Origin of the sequence: Paenibacillus tianmuensis (assembly GCF_900100345.1) — a bacterium.
Lineage (GTDB): Bacteria > Bacillota > Bacilli > Paenibacillales > NBRC-103111 > Paenibacillus_G > Paenibacillus_G tianmuensis.
On record NZ_FMTT01000006.1, the window covers coordinates 95036 to 108468 of the forward strand.

At 57.0% G+C, this 13433-nt stretch carries 15 protein-coding genes; 2 read left to right on the plus strand and 13 right to left on the minus strand.

All coding sequences use genetic code 11. The features are described 5' to 3' along the window. Positions 1–81: 81 nt before the first annotated feature. The 5 genes from BLO51_RS06210 to BLO51_RS06230 all read right to left on the minus strand — a co-directional run bounded on the left by BLO51_RS06210 (position 82) and on the right by BLO51_RS06230 (position 5953). The gene (locus tag BLO51_RS06210) at positions 82–1668 is read right to left on the minus strand and encodes a PucR family transcriptional regulator (protein ID WP_090668440.1); all 1587 of its coding nucleotides are present in this window, start codon (positions 1666–1668) and stop codon (positions 82–84) included. Between the two features lie 288 nt (positions 1669–1956). Further along, positions 1957–3405 (minus strand): nicotinate phosphoribosyltransferase, encoded by a 1449-nt coding sequence (locus BLO51_RS06215; RefSeq protein WP_090668443.1) that lies wholly within the window; start codon positions 3403–3405, stop codon positions 1957–1959. A 21-nt stretch (positions 3406–3426) separates the two neighbouring features. Then, the gene (locus tag BLO51_RS06220) at positions 3427–3981 is read right to left on the minus strand and encodes a cysteine hydrolase family protein (protein WP_090668447.1); all 555 of its coding nucleotides are present in this window, start codon (positions 3979–3981) and stop codon (positions 3427–3429) included. A gap of 92 nt (positions 3982–4073) precedes the next feature. After that, entirely contained in the window at positions 4074–4790 is a 717-nt protein-coding gene (locus BLO51_RS06225) for a hypothetical protein (RefSeq protein WP_090668450.1), read from the minus strand. 11 nt (positions 4791–4801) lie between these two features. Beyond that, positions 4802–5953 (minus strand): nitric oxide synthase oxygenase, encoded by a 1152-nt coding sequence (locus tag BLO51_RS06230; protein ID WP_090668746.1) that lies wholly within the window; start codon positions 5951–5953, stop codon positions 4802–4804. Between the two features lie 261 nt (positions 5954–6214). Between BLO51_RS06230 and BLO51_RS06235 the strand changes: the two genes are divergently transcribed. Next, entirely contained in the window at positions 6215–6541 is a 327-nt protein-coding gene (locus BLO51_RS06235; RefSeq protein WP_090668453.1) for a hypothetical protein, read from the plus strand. A gap of 101 nt (positions 6542–6642) precedes the next feature. On the opposite strand, the gene hrpB is transcribed toward BLO51_RS06235, so the two are convergent. The 7 genes from hrpB to BLO51_RS06270 all read right to left on the minus strand — a co-directional run bounded on the left by hrpB (position 6643) and on the right by BLO51_RS06270 (position 12090). Continuing rightward, the gene (gene hrpB / locus BLO51_RS06240) at positions 6643–9126 is read right to left on the minus strand and encodes an ATP-dependent helicase HrpB (RefSeq protein ID WP_174551200.1); all 2484 of its coding nucleotides are present in this window, start codon (positions 9124–9126) and stop codon (positions 6643–6645) included. A gap of 97 nt (positions 9127–9223) precedes the next feature. Then, on the minus strand, positions 9224–9760 hold the full coding sequence (locus BLO51_RS06245) for a chromate transporter (protein ID WP_090668458.1): 537 nt from the start codon (positions 9758–9760) through the stop codon (positions 9224–9226). Positions 9761–9775: 15 nt separating this feature from the next. Next, a complete protein-coding gene (locus tag BLO51_RS06250; protein WP_245719545.1) occupies positions 9776–10426 on the minus strand; it encodes a chromate transporter in 651 nt (216 codons plus the stop codon). 272 nt (positions 10427–10698) lie between these two features. Beyond that, a complete protein-coding gene (locus BLO51_RS06255) occupies positions 10699–11097 on the minus strand; it encodes a YmaF family protein (RefSeq protein WP_090668461.1) in 399 nt (132 codons plus the stop codon). Positions 11098–11160: 63 nt separating this feature from the next. Further along, on the minus strand, positions 11161–11385 hold the full coding sequence (locus BLO51_RS06260; RefSeq protein WP_090668463.1) for a YwbE family protein: 225 nt from the start codon (positions 11383–11385) through the stop codon (positions 11161–11163). Continuing rightward, positions 11382–11570, minus strand: a complete 189-nt coding sequence (locus BLO51_RS06265; protein ID WP_090668466.1) for a hypothetical protein — start codon at positions 11568–11570, stop codon at positions 11382–11384. Before BLO51_RS06265 ends, BLO51_RS06260 begins: the two co-directional genes overlap by 4 nt. 172 nt (positions 11571–11742) lie before the next feature. Continuing rightward, on the minus strand, positions 11743–12090 hold the full coding sequence (locus BLO51_RS06270) for a c-type cytochrome (RefSeq protein ID WP_167670119.1): 348 nt from the start codon (positions 12088–12090) through the stop codon (positions 11743–11745). Between the two features lie 92 nt (positions 12091–12182). Between BLO51_RS06270 and BLO51_RS06275 the strand changes: the two genes are divergently transcribed. Continuing rightward, a complete protein-coding gene (locus BLO51_RS06275) occupies positions 12183–12611 on the plus strand; it encodes a hypothetical protein (protein WP_090668472.1) in 429 nt (142 codons plus the stop codon). Between the two features lie 119 nt (positions 12612–12730). On the opposite strand, the gene BLO51_RS06280 is transcribed toward BLO51_RS06275, so the two are convergent. Further along, positions 12731–13417 carry a sulfite exporter TauE/SafE family protein gene (locus BLO51_RS06280; RefSeq protein ID WP_090668477.1) on the minus strand — a complete coding sequence of 229 codons (687 nt, stop codon included), beginning with the start codon at positions 13415–13417 and terminating at the stop codon, positions 12731–12733. Between the last annotated feature and the right edge of the window lie 16 nt (positions 13418–13433).

Below are 13433 nucleotides of genomic sequence, written 5' to 3' on the forward strand. Positions count from 1 at the left end.
TATGTCAAGTAAATCCTTCACACCCTAGAAGCCCGTACCTGCATTTACAGCAGCCCCCTTTCAACGAAATGGCGAGACAGTTTACATCGGTTTCAGCATTTGTCTAAAAGTAAACGCCAGCTTCAAGCGAAGCAGATCGTTAATTTTTTTGTAGTCGACCTCCAGCAGCTCGCCGACCTTCTCCAGCCGGTAAGCCACCGTGTTGCGGTGAATCAGCATCTGCTTAGCCGTCTCATTCACTTGCCCGTCGTTCTCTATAAACGCTTCCAGCGTACGCAGCATTTCCTGTGAATATTCCGGGTCCTTCTTCAAGAGCATTTCCAGCACCTCGTTGACGTATGTCTGCATATGCTCCCTAGGAACATGCTGGAACAAATACGCGAGCTCGACCGCCCCGAATTGCACCACGGCTTCCCGAATGCCGAGCCGGTCAGCCAGCCGGGACGTCTCTAAACATTCATTGTAAGCATCCCGCAGTTGGTCTGGCCTGTTCTTCTTATTGCTGACACAGATCCGAAGCGGAGTGCCGCTGTCCTCCTGCAGCACCCCGCGCAGACACGTGCGCAGCAAGTCGTTCAGCTTCCCGTCGGCCCCCGGAGCATCGACTAGGAAGACGGAAAACAAGCCCTCCTGAATGGAAAAATGAATCACGGCCATCTCCTTGAGCTCCGGGTGATACTGCATCTCCTCGCGGATATTCCGCAGCAGCGAATCCTTCTCCCTGTATCCCGTATCCGGAGATATGATGGAGAGCAGACCGCGATACGCGCCTTGAAACAGCGGAATCCCCCGCCGGGCCGCTTCTTCCGTCAGCGCTTCGATCGTACCGCTCCCCCGCAAATACCGGCTCAGCAGCAACCCCAGATCGTTTTGTGCGGCATGGTTTCGATATTCATTGAGGATTACTCCCATATGATACGAAATGATCTCGGCGGTTTGCAGAAATAACTCTTCCTCCACCTTGACCCGGTGGGGATTCTCCGGAAAAATGACCATATAGCCAATACACTCGTCATGCTCTTTCAGGGGAACGCGAAAACATCGGCTCTCTTCCACAAACGCCCACTGCGCTTCTTTCTCCCACGTCCAGCCGTGCAGCAGCTGCGAAGCTCCGAAAGAAGTCGCATTGAATATGACTTGACCGCGGGAACCGACAACGGCGATTGGATATCCTAAAATACCCAGAAGCTTTTGAAAAAAATGATCGATTCGATCCGGCCTAAGCGCGAATTGCATCAATCTCATTTGCTTGTCGAGCACGCTGTGAAGAATTTGCGTATGATATTGCATTTCAATATGAAACATTCCGTTCATCTGGTCGGAAAAAAAACATTCGTAAGGCAATTCAATCAGAGGGAAATCGAGGCGGTTGGCTTCTTCGAGGATCGGCTCGGGCACTTTGTCCCAAAAGCGGCCAATCTTTATTCCGAGTCCGGCCGAGCGGCATTGGTTCAGCTTGCGAAGCAGAGAAATAGCATCATACGGGACGTCTTTCATCAAATAAGCGGTCGTGAATACCATCTCCCCTTCCCTGAACCAATCGGCAATATCCGGCGTATCCATGACTTTAACCGACTTGACGAGGCGCGACGCACCGCTTTGCCCGGCAACAAGCTTTCCTTCGGATAACGGATAGATGGACAGCACTTGTTCGACGGTGATGTTCATTTCGTATCTTCACCTCCTGGAATGGTCTTTTGGGCGAATGTGACTCGAATCGGACGTATTTTTTCTATGCAACAAACTGTATCAAAATTATGTTACATGATCAATGTGTTTTTTAAGTGTATCTATTGTATGAAAACAGCATCAGGGCAAAGTGGCCGGAAATAAAGTCAGCGGACGTACAAAGGCATACATCCAACTCGCCGGTGGCTGCTGGAACGTGAGGGGCAAGCATAAAAAAAGGAGCCCGACATTTCAGGCTCCGACGAGAAAGCGGCTGCGTACGCCGTCCTATTCTTTATGCTTGCGAATCCGAATCAGCTCCATCTTCTGGTCCCAAGCTTCAGGGCTCAGGTCAACAGGATACACTTCCGGATTCAGCTTGCGCAAATATTCCGGCCAGAATAAGGTCAGCTGCTCCCGGTGATGCTCGCGGATCGTCTCCAGCGTAGGCAGCTCGTACACCTGCTTGCCATTTGCAAAAATCGGACGAAGCATCGGCTGCGCTTCGTATTGCTCCACCGTTTTCGAAATATAAGTGTGCACCGGGTCGAACAGCTTCAGCGGCTTGCCTTGCTGCACATCGTCTTCGTCCGTCAGCGCGATATAGTCCGCCATCGCCTTGTTGGTCTCGCGATTGACGATGCGGTAGAGGTCCTTAATCCCCGGCGTCGTCACTTTTTCCGGATTGCCCGAAATTTTGATGACCGGTACGAAACCGTCCTCACGTTCGCGGGCGACCAGCTTGTAGACGCCCCCTAGCGCGGGCTGGTCGGCCGCCGTAATCAGCTTCGTGCCGACTCCCCAGCTATCGATTCTCGCCCCTTGGGCTTTCAGGTTGAAAATAATGTTCTCGTCCAAATCGTTCGATGCGACGATCTTGACATCCTGCAGCCCTGCTTCGTCCAGCATCACACGCGCCGTCTTCGACAAATAAGCCAAGTCTCCGCTGTCGAGCCGGATCGCCCTCATCCGTTTGCCCTGGCTTTGCAGCCATTTGGCCGTTTCGATCGCATGCGGCACGCCGCTTTTGATCGTATCGTACGTGTCGACCAGCAGCGTGACCTGCTCAGGCAGCGCGGCGGAAAATTTCCGGAACGCCTCTTCCTCCGAATCGTGGCCCTGCACCCAAGCGTGCGCGTGTGTACCCTTCGTCGGAATGCCGAACATCATGCCCGCTCTCATGTTCGACGTGGCGTCGAAGCCGGCGATATAAGTCGCCCGCGCACCCCATACCGCCGCATCCGCCTCTTGGGCCCGCCGCGTGCCGAATTCCATCAGCACATCGTCCGGCGCGACCTGCCGGATACGCGACGCCTTGGTCGCGACCAGCGTCTGGTAGTTCATGAAGTTCAAGATCGCCGTCTCCAGCAGCTGCGCTTCGAAGACGCTCGCTTCGACCCGGATCAGCGGCTCGTTGGGAAACACCAGCGATCCTTCCTCCACCGACCATAACGAACCGGTAAATCGGAACTGGCGCAGCTTCTCCAGAAAGGCCGGGTCATAATTCTCCTCCTGCTCCGCCAAGTAGCGGATCGACGCTTCGTCGAATCGCAGGTGTTGAATATACTCGACGATGCGCTGCAGGCCAGCAAATACGGCATATCCGTTTCCGAACGGCAGCTTGCGGAAGTAAGCCTCGAACACCGCCTTGCGGTCCATCGAGCCGTTGAACCAGTGGGCGTACATCATGTTGATTTGATATTTATCCGTATGAAGCGTCAAATTTTCGCAGCTCATCGTAGTTCCCCTCTCGCTTCGTTAGACGTTCTTATCCGCAGCGCGGACGACTTCGGCGCCCAGCACGTTCCGAAAATGAGTCAGTGCCCATTCGTGTCCGGCCGGATTGAAGCTCGCGACCGCGTCCTCATGAACAACGATTTTATACCCCTTATTATAGGCATCCACAGCGGTATGCAGTACGCAAATGTCCGTACAGACGCCGATCAGGTGCACCTCGTCGATGCCGCGGGCCCGCAGCCGCAGCTCCAAATCCGTCCCGCAGAAGGCGCTGTATCTCGTTTTGTCCATCCAATAAATGCCGTCCTGGCGCGCCGAATAGACGTCGTGAAGCCGGCCGTACAGTTTGCGCCCCTCCGTATCGCGGATGTTATGCGGCGGAAACAGCTTGTGTTCTGGATGATACGTGTCATTTTCCTCATGAAGGTCGACGGCCATAACGACCAGATCGCCCCCTTCGACAAACCGTTCTGTCAATTCGGCGATTCTTTGTTCCAAATCGATCGCCGGCTGCCCGCAGGGCAGTTTGCCAGTAACGAAATCGACCGTATAATCGATCACAACGAGAGCTTTCATAAGGGCACCTTCCCTTTCCATACGTCTGTATTGATGTAGACTGGCAACTCCGTTCTTTCAATAATGTCATTATGACATATTTAAAATAAATGTCAAGCCTCATTTTCCGAGTCCCATCGCTCCAGCAGCCAAGCCGTCGTATAATCGACAACGATCTGCGAATTAGTTCGTCCGTCCGAATTTACGAACTGCTCGTGGCCGCGAAAATAATCCGGATGCCCGCCCGTCAGCGCCAGGTTGATCCGATACGCCGGAGCATGCTTGAAGCGGTCGTACCGGAACCGGTGACGAAGCCCGGAGCCTTCCGTTACCCAGCCGCCCCACGAACCGAGCCGGGCAATCGGATCGCCGCCCTTCGCGCCGGTGCCGCGTATGTAAAGCGCTCGTTCCCGGCCTGTGGAGCTTACCGGGCATTTCGGCGAGCCGATCTGTACCGTCAGGATACCCGGCATGGAAAGCGCCGGGCGCAGCAGCTCGGCCGCCTGCACGCCTGCCACTCCCCCTCCGCTGTGCCCGATCAAGACGGGGAAGCCGTCCCCGCAGACACTGCGGATCGCCTCTACCGCCTTGCGGCCTCCGATCGAGCGCGCGGCCGCCTGCGGTCTCAACCGCAGATCCTGGTAAATTTCCAGCATCTGAGCCGCTGTTTTCCGGCTCCAGTCGCCGTATGGGAACAGCAGCCGATACTCCGGCTGGAATCCCCTCGCCTCCAGCCTGCGGCACAACTGCTCTCCGAACGTTTCCATAAAGTTTGGCGCCGTCGCCATTCCGGACAATAAGAAAAGCCGCGGTCTGTAAAAAATGGACATACAACCGCTCCTCAGTCTCTGGTCAGCAAGTCGGCCGACGGGTTTGCCTGTGTCCCGGCTTCGTCGGCGTCCGTGATGTCGTACGGGCAAGCTTGGCGGAAATAATTCGGCTTGACGATGCGATCATCGTAGGAACGGTGGAAAATATGCGTCGCCGCCGGCGAAACCGGAGGAATCAGCCACGTCCAATCCCCGGTTAGCGGGCGGCCGCTCCGCTCTTCCTGCTGCTCGAACCGCCGGAACTGTTCCGCCGCCGTATGATGATCTATGATGCTGACCCCTGCCGCCTTAAAGGAATGAAGAACCGCCGCATTCAACTCGACCAGCGCTCTGTCCTTCCACAGGGATATGTTGGTCGACGTATCCAGCTTCAGCAGCTCGGCCACCTTCGGCAGCATATGGTAACGGTCCGGATCGGCCAAATTGCGCGCGCCGATCTCCGTTCCCATATACCAGCCATTGAACGGCGCCGCCGTATACCGGATGCCGCCAATGTCCAACAGCATGTCGGAAATAAACGGAACGCCGTACCATTTAAGTCCCAGCCCGGCGAACGAATCATATTCAGGGTGTTGAATCGGCACCTCAAGCACCAAATTATCGGGAATCGGATACCAACGGGGCTTCCGCCCGTTTACTTGGACGACGAGCGGCAGCACGTCGAACGGCGTGCCCGCGCCCCTCCAGCCCAAGTTCATGCAAGCTTTCGTGAACCGGACGGAGGCCGGATCGCCCACGATTCCGTTCCCGGTTTCATATCCGGCATAGCGGATCAACTGATGGTTCCAGATGCGGATACGATGCTCGTCCGTTTCTGCGGCAAACACCGTGATCGACGGCCTGATCATGCCGCCGTTGGTCCCATAGACGATATGGCGGAATACTGCTTCCGCAATGTCGTCTTCCTGCTCCAGCCCTCTTTCGTCAAACACATTTAACGACGGCCAAAACAGCCTGCCGATGCAGCGATTGCTGTTTCGCCAAGCCATTCTCGCACCATGAGCAAGCTCCTCATAGGTAAGCTCGTAAGTTCCGCGCCGGGAGAGCTCTTCCCGAACGTCCACGAGCCGCCGCCGCGTTTCCTCCCCGCTTTTGCCCAACTCTTCATAGCACGACGTTACAAACGTCGCCGCTTCTTCTTGTATCGCTTGATTCGTCGTCATTTCGTCCTCTTCCGCTGCATTTTTTCCTCCATTATAACCTAGCCCCATGAAAAAAGCTCGCCGCCCGCCTGTTCAAGCCGCCATTTTCCCGGTTCCATGTGTCATTTCGTGTCGAATCTATGGCAAAAGCCGGATTGCTCCCATCCGCCGTTCTCCCCGACTAAAGTCCAGCTTCCGTACCGCCTTTGGACGGTTTTACCGGACATGCAATTCGTATACAATAGAGACAAGATCTAAACGAACGAAAGTCAGGTGACGACGATGAAGTTGAAATGGAACATACAGACGATAGGCGGCTTCGTCCTGATGGGGATCGGTATCATCGGATTGATCGGCTGGGGCGGCATCATCGGATTTTTCGGGTATCTCTTTGCCCTGATTATGATCGCTTTCGGCTACTGGCTGTGGATAACGTCGGACACGACGATCAAGCGCGTGTGCAGCGGCTTGGTCATGCTGGCGGGCGCGGCGCTCATCATCTTCTGGCTGCCGAAGTTCATCAGCTTGGTATTGGCCGCAGCAGTCATCTACATCGGCTGGATCCTTGTCAGAATCGGCCAGTCCCAAAGTTATCGGTATTGGAAATAAAACGACGAAAGAGGCGGCCCCTGTCTCCCTTTCCACCCGGCAGGTCAGCCGGATGGATGGACATGGTGCCGCCTCTTTTGTTTTGTTCTTCTTAAAGCGAGTTATACGCGCGGCTTGGCGCGGTTCGTCGGCAAGGCCGTGAGCGGATCATCAGGCCATACGTGCTTCGGATAGCGGCCCTTCAAATCCTTCTTCACTTCAAAATAGGCGTCCTGCCAAAAGCTCGCTAAATCGCGCGTAACCTGTACCGGCCGATGCGCTGGGGAAAGCAGATGCAGCAGCAGCGGCACCTTGTCGCCCCCAATGCGCGGCGTCTCCCGCAGGCCGAACAGCTCCTGGAGCCTTACAGCCAGCACCGGCGACGCCGGATCGCTGTAATCGACCGGAATCCGCGAGCCGCTCGGCACCGTAATGTGCGTCGGTACGAAGTCGTCGAGCTGCTGGCGCTGCGGCCACGGGAGCATGCCGTCCAGAATCGCGGCCATCGAAAGCCGCTGCAGGTCATCCCGGCTTTTGAGCCCGTACAGATGCGGGCCGAGCCACTCCTTCAGCCCCGCGAGCAGCGCCTCGTCGGAAACATCGGGCCAAGCCGGGTCCACCCGGTGCATAAAGCCGATGCGCTCGCGCAGTTGCTTCGCCGCCTTGGTCCACGGCAGCATGGACAAGCCTTCGGCCGCGATACCCTCGAGCAGCGCATTCAGCACCTGCTCCGGGTCCGGGGCTTCCACCGACGCTTCCCGCAAGGTAAGCGCGCCGAGCTTCTCCCGTCTGCGGGCGCGGACCGCTTGAGCCGCCCGGTCCCACACGACCACGGTCTCCGTTTCAATAGCGCCCACGAACACCCGATGCAGCTGCTCCTCCGAGATCGGAACCGCCAGATCGATGCGGCCGTCCGCCCCCTGATCATCCAGCTCCGCGACGACCAAATATTTCTCGCTGTAGAGCGGCTGAGGACCTGAAAACGAGCCTCCCCTGCCTCCGCTCAGCAGGAAGCGTCCGTTTCCTTTATTTTGCGAGATCCGGTCGGGATAGGCGAACGCAAGCAGCATTCCGCAGGCGTTCACTTCGTCTCGTTGCTCAAGCGGCAGGCCCAGCGCGCGCTTTCCCTGTTCAGCCTCTGCCGCGATCCTGCGGCGGGCCGCCGGATCTGCCGCCTGCGCGGAGCCCACTCCGCGAAGCGCCTCCACGCGCAGCCGCAGGTCCGCATTGGGCGAGTCCGGCCGGAAGCGCAGCAGGTCGCGGTCGCTAAGCAGCGCAGCCAGCTCGCAAGCCAGCCCGCCAAGCCCGAGCGGCACCGCCCGCAGCATCATGTGCGCGAGCCTGGGCGACGCGCCGAGCTCGGCCATGCGGCGGCCGTGTGGGGTCATCGCTCCGTCGTCCCCCATTGCGCCGAGCTGCTTCAGAAGCGCAACCGCCTGCCCATAGGCGGCTGCAGGCGGCGGCGTCAGCCAAGCGAGCTGCGCCGGATCGGCGACGCCCCAAGCGGCAAGCTCAAGCGCTAGAGCGGCCAGATCCGCTTCCATGATCTCAGGCGCCCGGTGAGATGCCAGCCGGCGGTCCTCCTGCTCCGTCCAGAGCCGGTAACACACACCAGGAGCCGTACGTCCGGCGCGCCCGCGGCGCTGGTCCGCCGAATCCCGTGAGACGGTGACCGTCTCCAGCCGCGTCATGCCCGTCCGGGGCGAAAACCGCGGCACGCGCATCCGGCCGCCGTCGACGACGATACGCACCCCTTCTACGGTTAAGCTCGATTCGGCGATGGAAGTAGCGAGCACGACCTTGCGCTTACCCGGCACGCTCGGCGCAATGGCCGCATCCTGCTCCCCTTGAGCAAGCTGGCCGTACAGGGGAGCGATCCTTACCTGCGGATCGAGTCCCGCTTCATGCAGCAGCCGTTCCACGCGCCGAATTTCCCCCGCTCCGGGCAAAAACGCCAACAGATCCCCTTCTTCGGCAGCCAGCGCCTGACGGATGCACGCTGCTACCGTCGGCTCCAGCCTTCCTTCCACAGGCTTGCTTAAATACCGCGTCTCCACAGGATAACTGCGGCCCTCGCTGACCACAACGGGCGCATCGCGCATCAGCGCGGCGACCGGAGCCGCGTCCAGCGTAGCCGACATGACCAGGATGCGCAGGTCGTCCCGCAGCACCGCCTGCGACTCCAGAGCAAACGCCAAGCCCAGATCCGCATGCAAGCTTCGTTCATGGAATTCATCAAAAATAACGACGGCTACGTCCTCAAGCGCGGGATCAGCCTGCAGCATGCGCGTAAGCACACCTTCCGTGATGACTTCGATGCGCGTTTTCGGTCCGACCTTCGTATCCAGCCGGACCCGGTAGCCCACCGTTTCGCCGACCTGCTCTCCGAGCCGGGACGCCATGTACCGGGCGGCGGCTCTCGCGGCCAGTCGGCGCGGCTCCAGCATCATAACTTTGCGTCCGGCCACCCATGGCTCTTCCAGCAGCGCAAGCGGCACGCGAGTCGTCTTGCCTGCGCCGGGCGGCGCTACCAGCACGGCATTCGTATGCTCGCCCAGCTTCTCCTTCAACTGCGTTAAAACGAGATCGATCGGCAGTTCTCCCATATTCATTCACTCCAACGTACGGCAAATTCGGTTTTTATTGTACCACAACCGCACAAAGAAAGCCCCATAAAGGGGCTCAGCCTGTACGATTCTCGATTCATTGAAAAAAGGCGATTCCAAGCACGCCCGAGAGGACGATCACCGCAAGCGGATGCAAGCGGTATTTGATCAGAGCGCCGAGACATACCGCCAAAATAATCAGCATCCCGACCGTATGCCAGCTCATCCAATCGGTCCCGCTTCCCGGCAAACTGAAATGAATCGCGGCGTAGACAATCATCCCAGTCACCACCGGCTTCAGCCCGTAGAACGTCGCTTTGACCCACTGCCGCTGCTGCATTCGGAAAAAGAACGCGGCGATGAGCACGATAATCGCCAGCGACGGCAGCACCATGCCGAGCGTCGACAGGATCGCTCCGGGAACACCGGCGGCTTCGTAGCCGATCAAGGTGGCGCTGTTCGTCGCAATCGGTCCCGGAGCCATTCCCGCCAACGCGACGGTATCCGTAAACTGCCGCTCCTCCATCCAGCCGTGGAGCAGCACCTCATGCCGAATCAGCGGAATCATCGCATACCCTCCGCCGAACGAGACAAGACCGATTTTAAGAAATACTGCAAACAAACTCCATAGCATAACCGTCACCCCGTTCTATATCCCGTCCGCAATAAAGTAATCCGCATATTTATAGCCATTTCCGGCAGTTGTAGGTTCCTCATCCTTAGGTTCGAGCGCGCGATAGCCGAGCTTTCGTTTCATGTGGACAAGCAGATGCCCGATCACAAGTCCGATCAAAATAACCAGCAGCGGATGCACATGAAAAATAAGCAGAAGCACGACCGTAAAAGCCGCCGTAGCTAGCGTCGTACGGTCCACGATAGAGCTTTTTCCCATGTTATACGCCGAAATAATGATCAAGGCGGCAATCGCCGCTTGAATGCCTTGAAAGGCCGCAGCCACTTTCGGCAGGGCATACATCTCTCGAAACACAAGACTCAACAAAAATACGATCAAAAAAGCCGGCAGCGTCATTCCGCCGACTGCCACCGCGGCTCCCGGAACCCCAGCCAGCCGATAACCGATGAACGCCGCTGCATTGACGCCTACACCGCCCGGAGCAGATCCAGCTATCGATAAGACGCTGCTCATCTCGCCAGGTTCGATCCAGCGCCGTTTGCTGACGACCTCCCGTTCCATGACAGGGATCATCGCGTAGCCGCCGCCGAACGTGACCGGACTGATTTTGCAGAAGGTCCAAAAGATCGACCCCAGCGGCCCTAGTTTCTTCAGCCATGATTTCATCCTGCTCCCCCCGTTCCTCGTTGTCCTTTTAAGTATACCTTTCTTTAATTCATTTTGGAATAATGTTTTCGCTATTTCTCCTGAATGATCCTAAGTATAAGCAAAACAACTCTAGATGACGAGCTGAACTATAAAGAAAACTCTTAGTTTTAATCATATTGGAATTTTATTCACAATGTCTATCCGAATACATTGAATTTTAAGCAAACAAGGCCAACAAAAAAAGACCCGGATCGTCTACATCCGCGTCTGAAAAAGATAGCCTATGGCACTCACCAGCCCGGGGGCTCATAACCGATCCCCGTTCCCGTTCGTCCGGCAAATTTGTGCGTGTGTCTTTTGACCGATAGCATGGTCTTGTAATAATTTTGCTTAAACTCGAACGGCTCGTCGTCCGTCAGCACGTCGATCTCATGATAATGGGAGCCATCCGGCAGCGTAATCGGCGGTCCCGTCATCCCGATGAAACGGTGAAAGTGGCCCATAGCCATTTTCGTATACCCTTGATACCTGTGCACGTGCCCGTCCGTTCCATCTCCGTTCACGGCATAGACGAACATCTCTACTCCATGGAAATGTCCAAGCGCCACAGAGGTCAAGCCAACGAACGCGTGGGCATGAGCCGGCGGCTGCGGAACATACGGCACCGGCGGAAGCGGACAAACAGACATAAAAGCGCTCTCCCCTTCGCTTTTTTATCGCAGATGCTACAGGATACGCAGGGAGAGGCACGATTATTTCCGTTCTGGCTTCTTGGCTTCCGGATTGACGATTTCTTTGACCCGACCGACTTGTCCGTCCGTCAAACGCACCTTGATGCCATGCGGATGTGTCGCCGAATTCGTCAGCAGATCCTTCACGATACCGCGCGTCAGCTTTCCGGTCCGCTGATCCTGCTTTAGGACGATGAGCACCTCGGCGCCCGGAAGAACGTTTGCGCGCTTGCGTCCGTCGCTCATTTGTACTGCTCCGGCAGCTGAAGCCAGCCCTCAAAAATGGCGTAATAGAACAAGAATGCGCTTGCGAGGCCCAAAATTGTAAAGCTGATGGCAAGTCCCTTTTTTTTCTGAAACAGCCACACGAAAGCCAAGCTGAAGAACGTACCCATAACAATTAAGCAAACGATCAAAATGATAGTTGCCATTACTTCTGTTCAAACCCCTTTCGAATCAACAGTTTATTCTAACCGTTTGCTTACCAAAATACCACAATTTCCAACGAAAAAACACTCCGCTGCTGCGATAACCTTGACAATTTCATGAAACGGTCAAAAAAAAGAGAGGCGTCCACCGCTCGGCAGGACGCACTCCCTTCGTTTACTTTTTGGCGGACAACCATTCCGTCAACGCCTGAATCTCGGGTTCCTTCAACGTGTTTTTGTAGGAAGGCATTCCTCCGCCTCCGTTTTGAATCTTGGCTGTGATTTGTTCCTGGCTCAGCTTGGCCCCCGTCTTCTGAAGATTAGGACCGACTTTACCCGAGAGATCGGCCCCGTGACAGGAGATGCAGTTCGCCTTGTAAATCGCCGCCGCATTAGACGCTTCGCCTGCTGCCGTTTTGGAGGGGGCATTCGCAGGTGCACCGCTTTTGTCCCCGCCGCAAGCCGTTGTAATTCCGGCTAGCAATAGCAATCCGATTGCCAATGGGACCCAGGCTTGCTTCATGACCATGACCACCTTTGTTTTGAGGAATATTGGAGCTTGACCCGGGATACATATGAAACGATATTACCCGGAAAGGCAGGGATACGTCCGCTATGCCCAACACCGCTTGGCTTCGCCTCTTCGGCCTCGGCGCCATGATCGTCCTCGGGACTTGGTTCGGCCTCCGGCAATTCGCCGCCACCTCCCCGCAGTTCCCGCCGGTCTCGGATTTTATGGTAGAAGGCTACCGCATTCAAGTGTCACTTTACCCGAGCCCGACCAGAGCGCTGAAGCCTGGTACGTTTACCGTCACGCTACGCGACGCGGCGGGCCGGCTGGTGAGCGGCGCGACCGGGGCCGCCACCATCTCGATGCCGCAAATGCTATGCGGTGCGAGCCCCTTTACCCTGACGGAAACGGAGGCCGGCCGGTACGTCGGCGAAGGCATTCCGCTCATGGCGGGCTCGTCCGTTGCCGACGTGTCGATGACAACCGGAGACAAATCGCTCCGGGTCCGGTTTCCTTTTGCCGCCGTCCGATAATATCCGGATTTCCCTAGCCTGCTTCCACTGTATCGAATCGTCCGTGGCCTGCCTATGACTCCCCCGGGCTATTTTTCACTTTATTTATGGCGGTTTTGCGGACAATCCCTTACAATTTATCACCAAAGCCAGGGATGAACACTGGGAATCCATCCGGCCGCAGCCAAGCCCCGCAGTACGGACAGCGCTCCGATCCAAATGGCTACGAATTGGCCGGCTATTGCGGCCTTGCTTCGCAGCCGCTTGTTTAATTTGCCCGCAAACAGCCCGACGGAAACCAGCGCAGGCACGGTGCCCAGACCGAACAGCAGCATAAGCAGCAAGCCATGCAGCGGACTTGCGCTCGCCGCCGCATTCATTTCCATCGCATAGGTCAATCCGCAGGGAAGGAATCCGAGCAGCAGACCGCTGGCGACCGCGGTCCCTGCCTCCTCAGCCGTCCGGTACCGCGCTGTAAGCCGCCGGACAAGCGGCAGCCGATGCGGGTCCAGTCGATGCAGCGGGAGAGCGATACGCCGCAAAGCCCACAGCAAAATAAGACAGCCGCCCAATAAGCTAGCTGTCCCCTGCACATTCGCCAACTTCCCCGCACCATCGACGAACGAGCCGACCGCGCCCATAAACGCCCCGAGCGCAGCGTAGGTTGCAATCCGTCCGGCATTGTAAGCCAGAACGGAGCGCAGCGGACTTGTCTTCGCTTGCAGTGCAAAGCCGGAGACGGTTGCGCCGCACATCCCAATGCAGTGCGGCGCGCCAAGCAATCCGGCAAGCCAAGCCAGCGTCAGATCATGAACGCCGATCGCCATCTTCTCTTCCCCGCCT

What these genes read in the sequence shown, in the direction of transcription:
- BLO51_RS06225 (WP_090668450.1), bottom strand. Translation starts at nt 4,790, where the DNA reads ATGTCCATTTTTTACAGACCGCGGCTTTTCTTATTGTCCGGAATGGCG.
- BLO51_RS06265 (WP_090668466.1), bottom strand. Translation starts at nt 11,570, where the DNA reads ATGGCAACTATCATTTTGATCGTTTGCTTAATTGTTATGGGTACGTTC.
- hrpB (WP_174551200.1), bottom strand. Translation starts at nt 9,126, where the DNA reads ATGGGAGAACTGCCGATCGATCTCGTTTTAACGCAGTTGAAGGAGAAG.
- BLO51_RS06210 (WP_090668440.1), bottom strand. Translation starts at nt 1,668, where the DNA reads ATGAACATCACCGTCGAACAAGTGCTGTCCATCTATCCGTTATCCGAA.
- BLO51_RS06235 (WP_090668453.1), top strand. Translation starts at nt 6,215, where the DNA reads ATGAAGTTGAAATGGAACATACAGACGATAGGCGGCTTCGTCCTGATG.
- BLO51_RS06260 (WP_090668463.1), bottom strand. Translation starts at nt 11,385, where the DNA reads ATGAGCGACGGACGCAAGCGCGCAAACGTTCTTCCGGGCGCCGAGGTG.
- BLO51_RS06280 (WP_090668477.1), bottom strand. Translation starts at nt 13,417, where the DNA reads ATGGCGATCGGCGTTCATGATCTGACGCTGGCTTGGCTTGCCGGATTG.
- BLO51_RS06275 (WP_090668472.1), top strand. Translation starts at nt 12,183, where the DNA reads ATGCCCAACACCGCTTGGCTTCGCCTCTTCGGCCTCGGCGCCATGATC.
- BLO51_RS06245 (WP_090668458.1), bottom strand. Translation starts at nt 9,760, where the DNA reads ATGCTATGGAGTTTGTTTGCAGTATTTCTTAAAATCGGTCTTGTCTCG.
- BLO51_RS06215 (WP_090668443.1), bottom strand. Translation starts at nt 3,405, where the DNA reads ATGAGCTGCGAAAATTTGACGCTTCATACGGATAAATATCAAATCAAC.
- BLO51_RS06250 (WP_245719545.1), bottom strand. Translation starts at nt 10,426, where the DNA reads ATGAAATCATGGCTGAAGAAACTAGGGCCGCTGGGGTCGATCTTTTGG.
- BLO51_RS06255 (WP_090668461.1), bottom strand. Translation starts at nt 11,097, where the DNA reads ATGTCTGTTTGTCCGCTTCCGCCGGTGCCGTATGTTCCGCAGCCGCCG.
- BLO51_RS06270 (WP_167670119.1), bottom strand. Translation starts at nt 12,090, where the DNA reads ATGAAGCAAGCCTGGGTCCCATTGGCAATCGGATTGCTATTGCTAGCC.
- BLO51_RS06230 (WP_090668746.1), bottom strand. Translation starts at nt 5,953, where the DNA reads ATGACGACGAATCAAGCGATACAAGAAGAAGCGGCGACGTTTGTAACG.
- BLO51_RS06220 (WP_090668447.1), bottom strand. Translation starts at nt 3,981, where the DNA reads ATGAAAGCTCTCGTTGTGATCGATTATACGGTCGATTTCGTTACTGGC.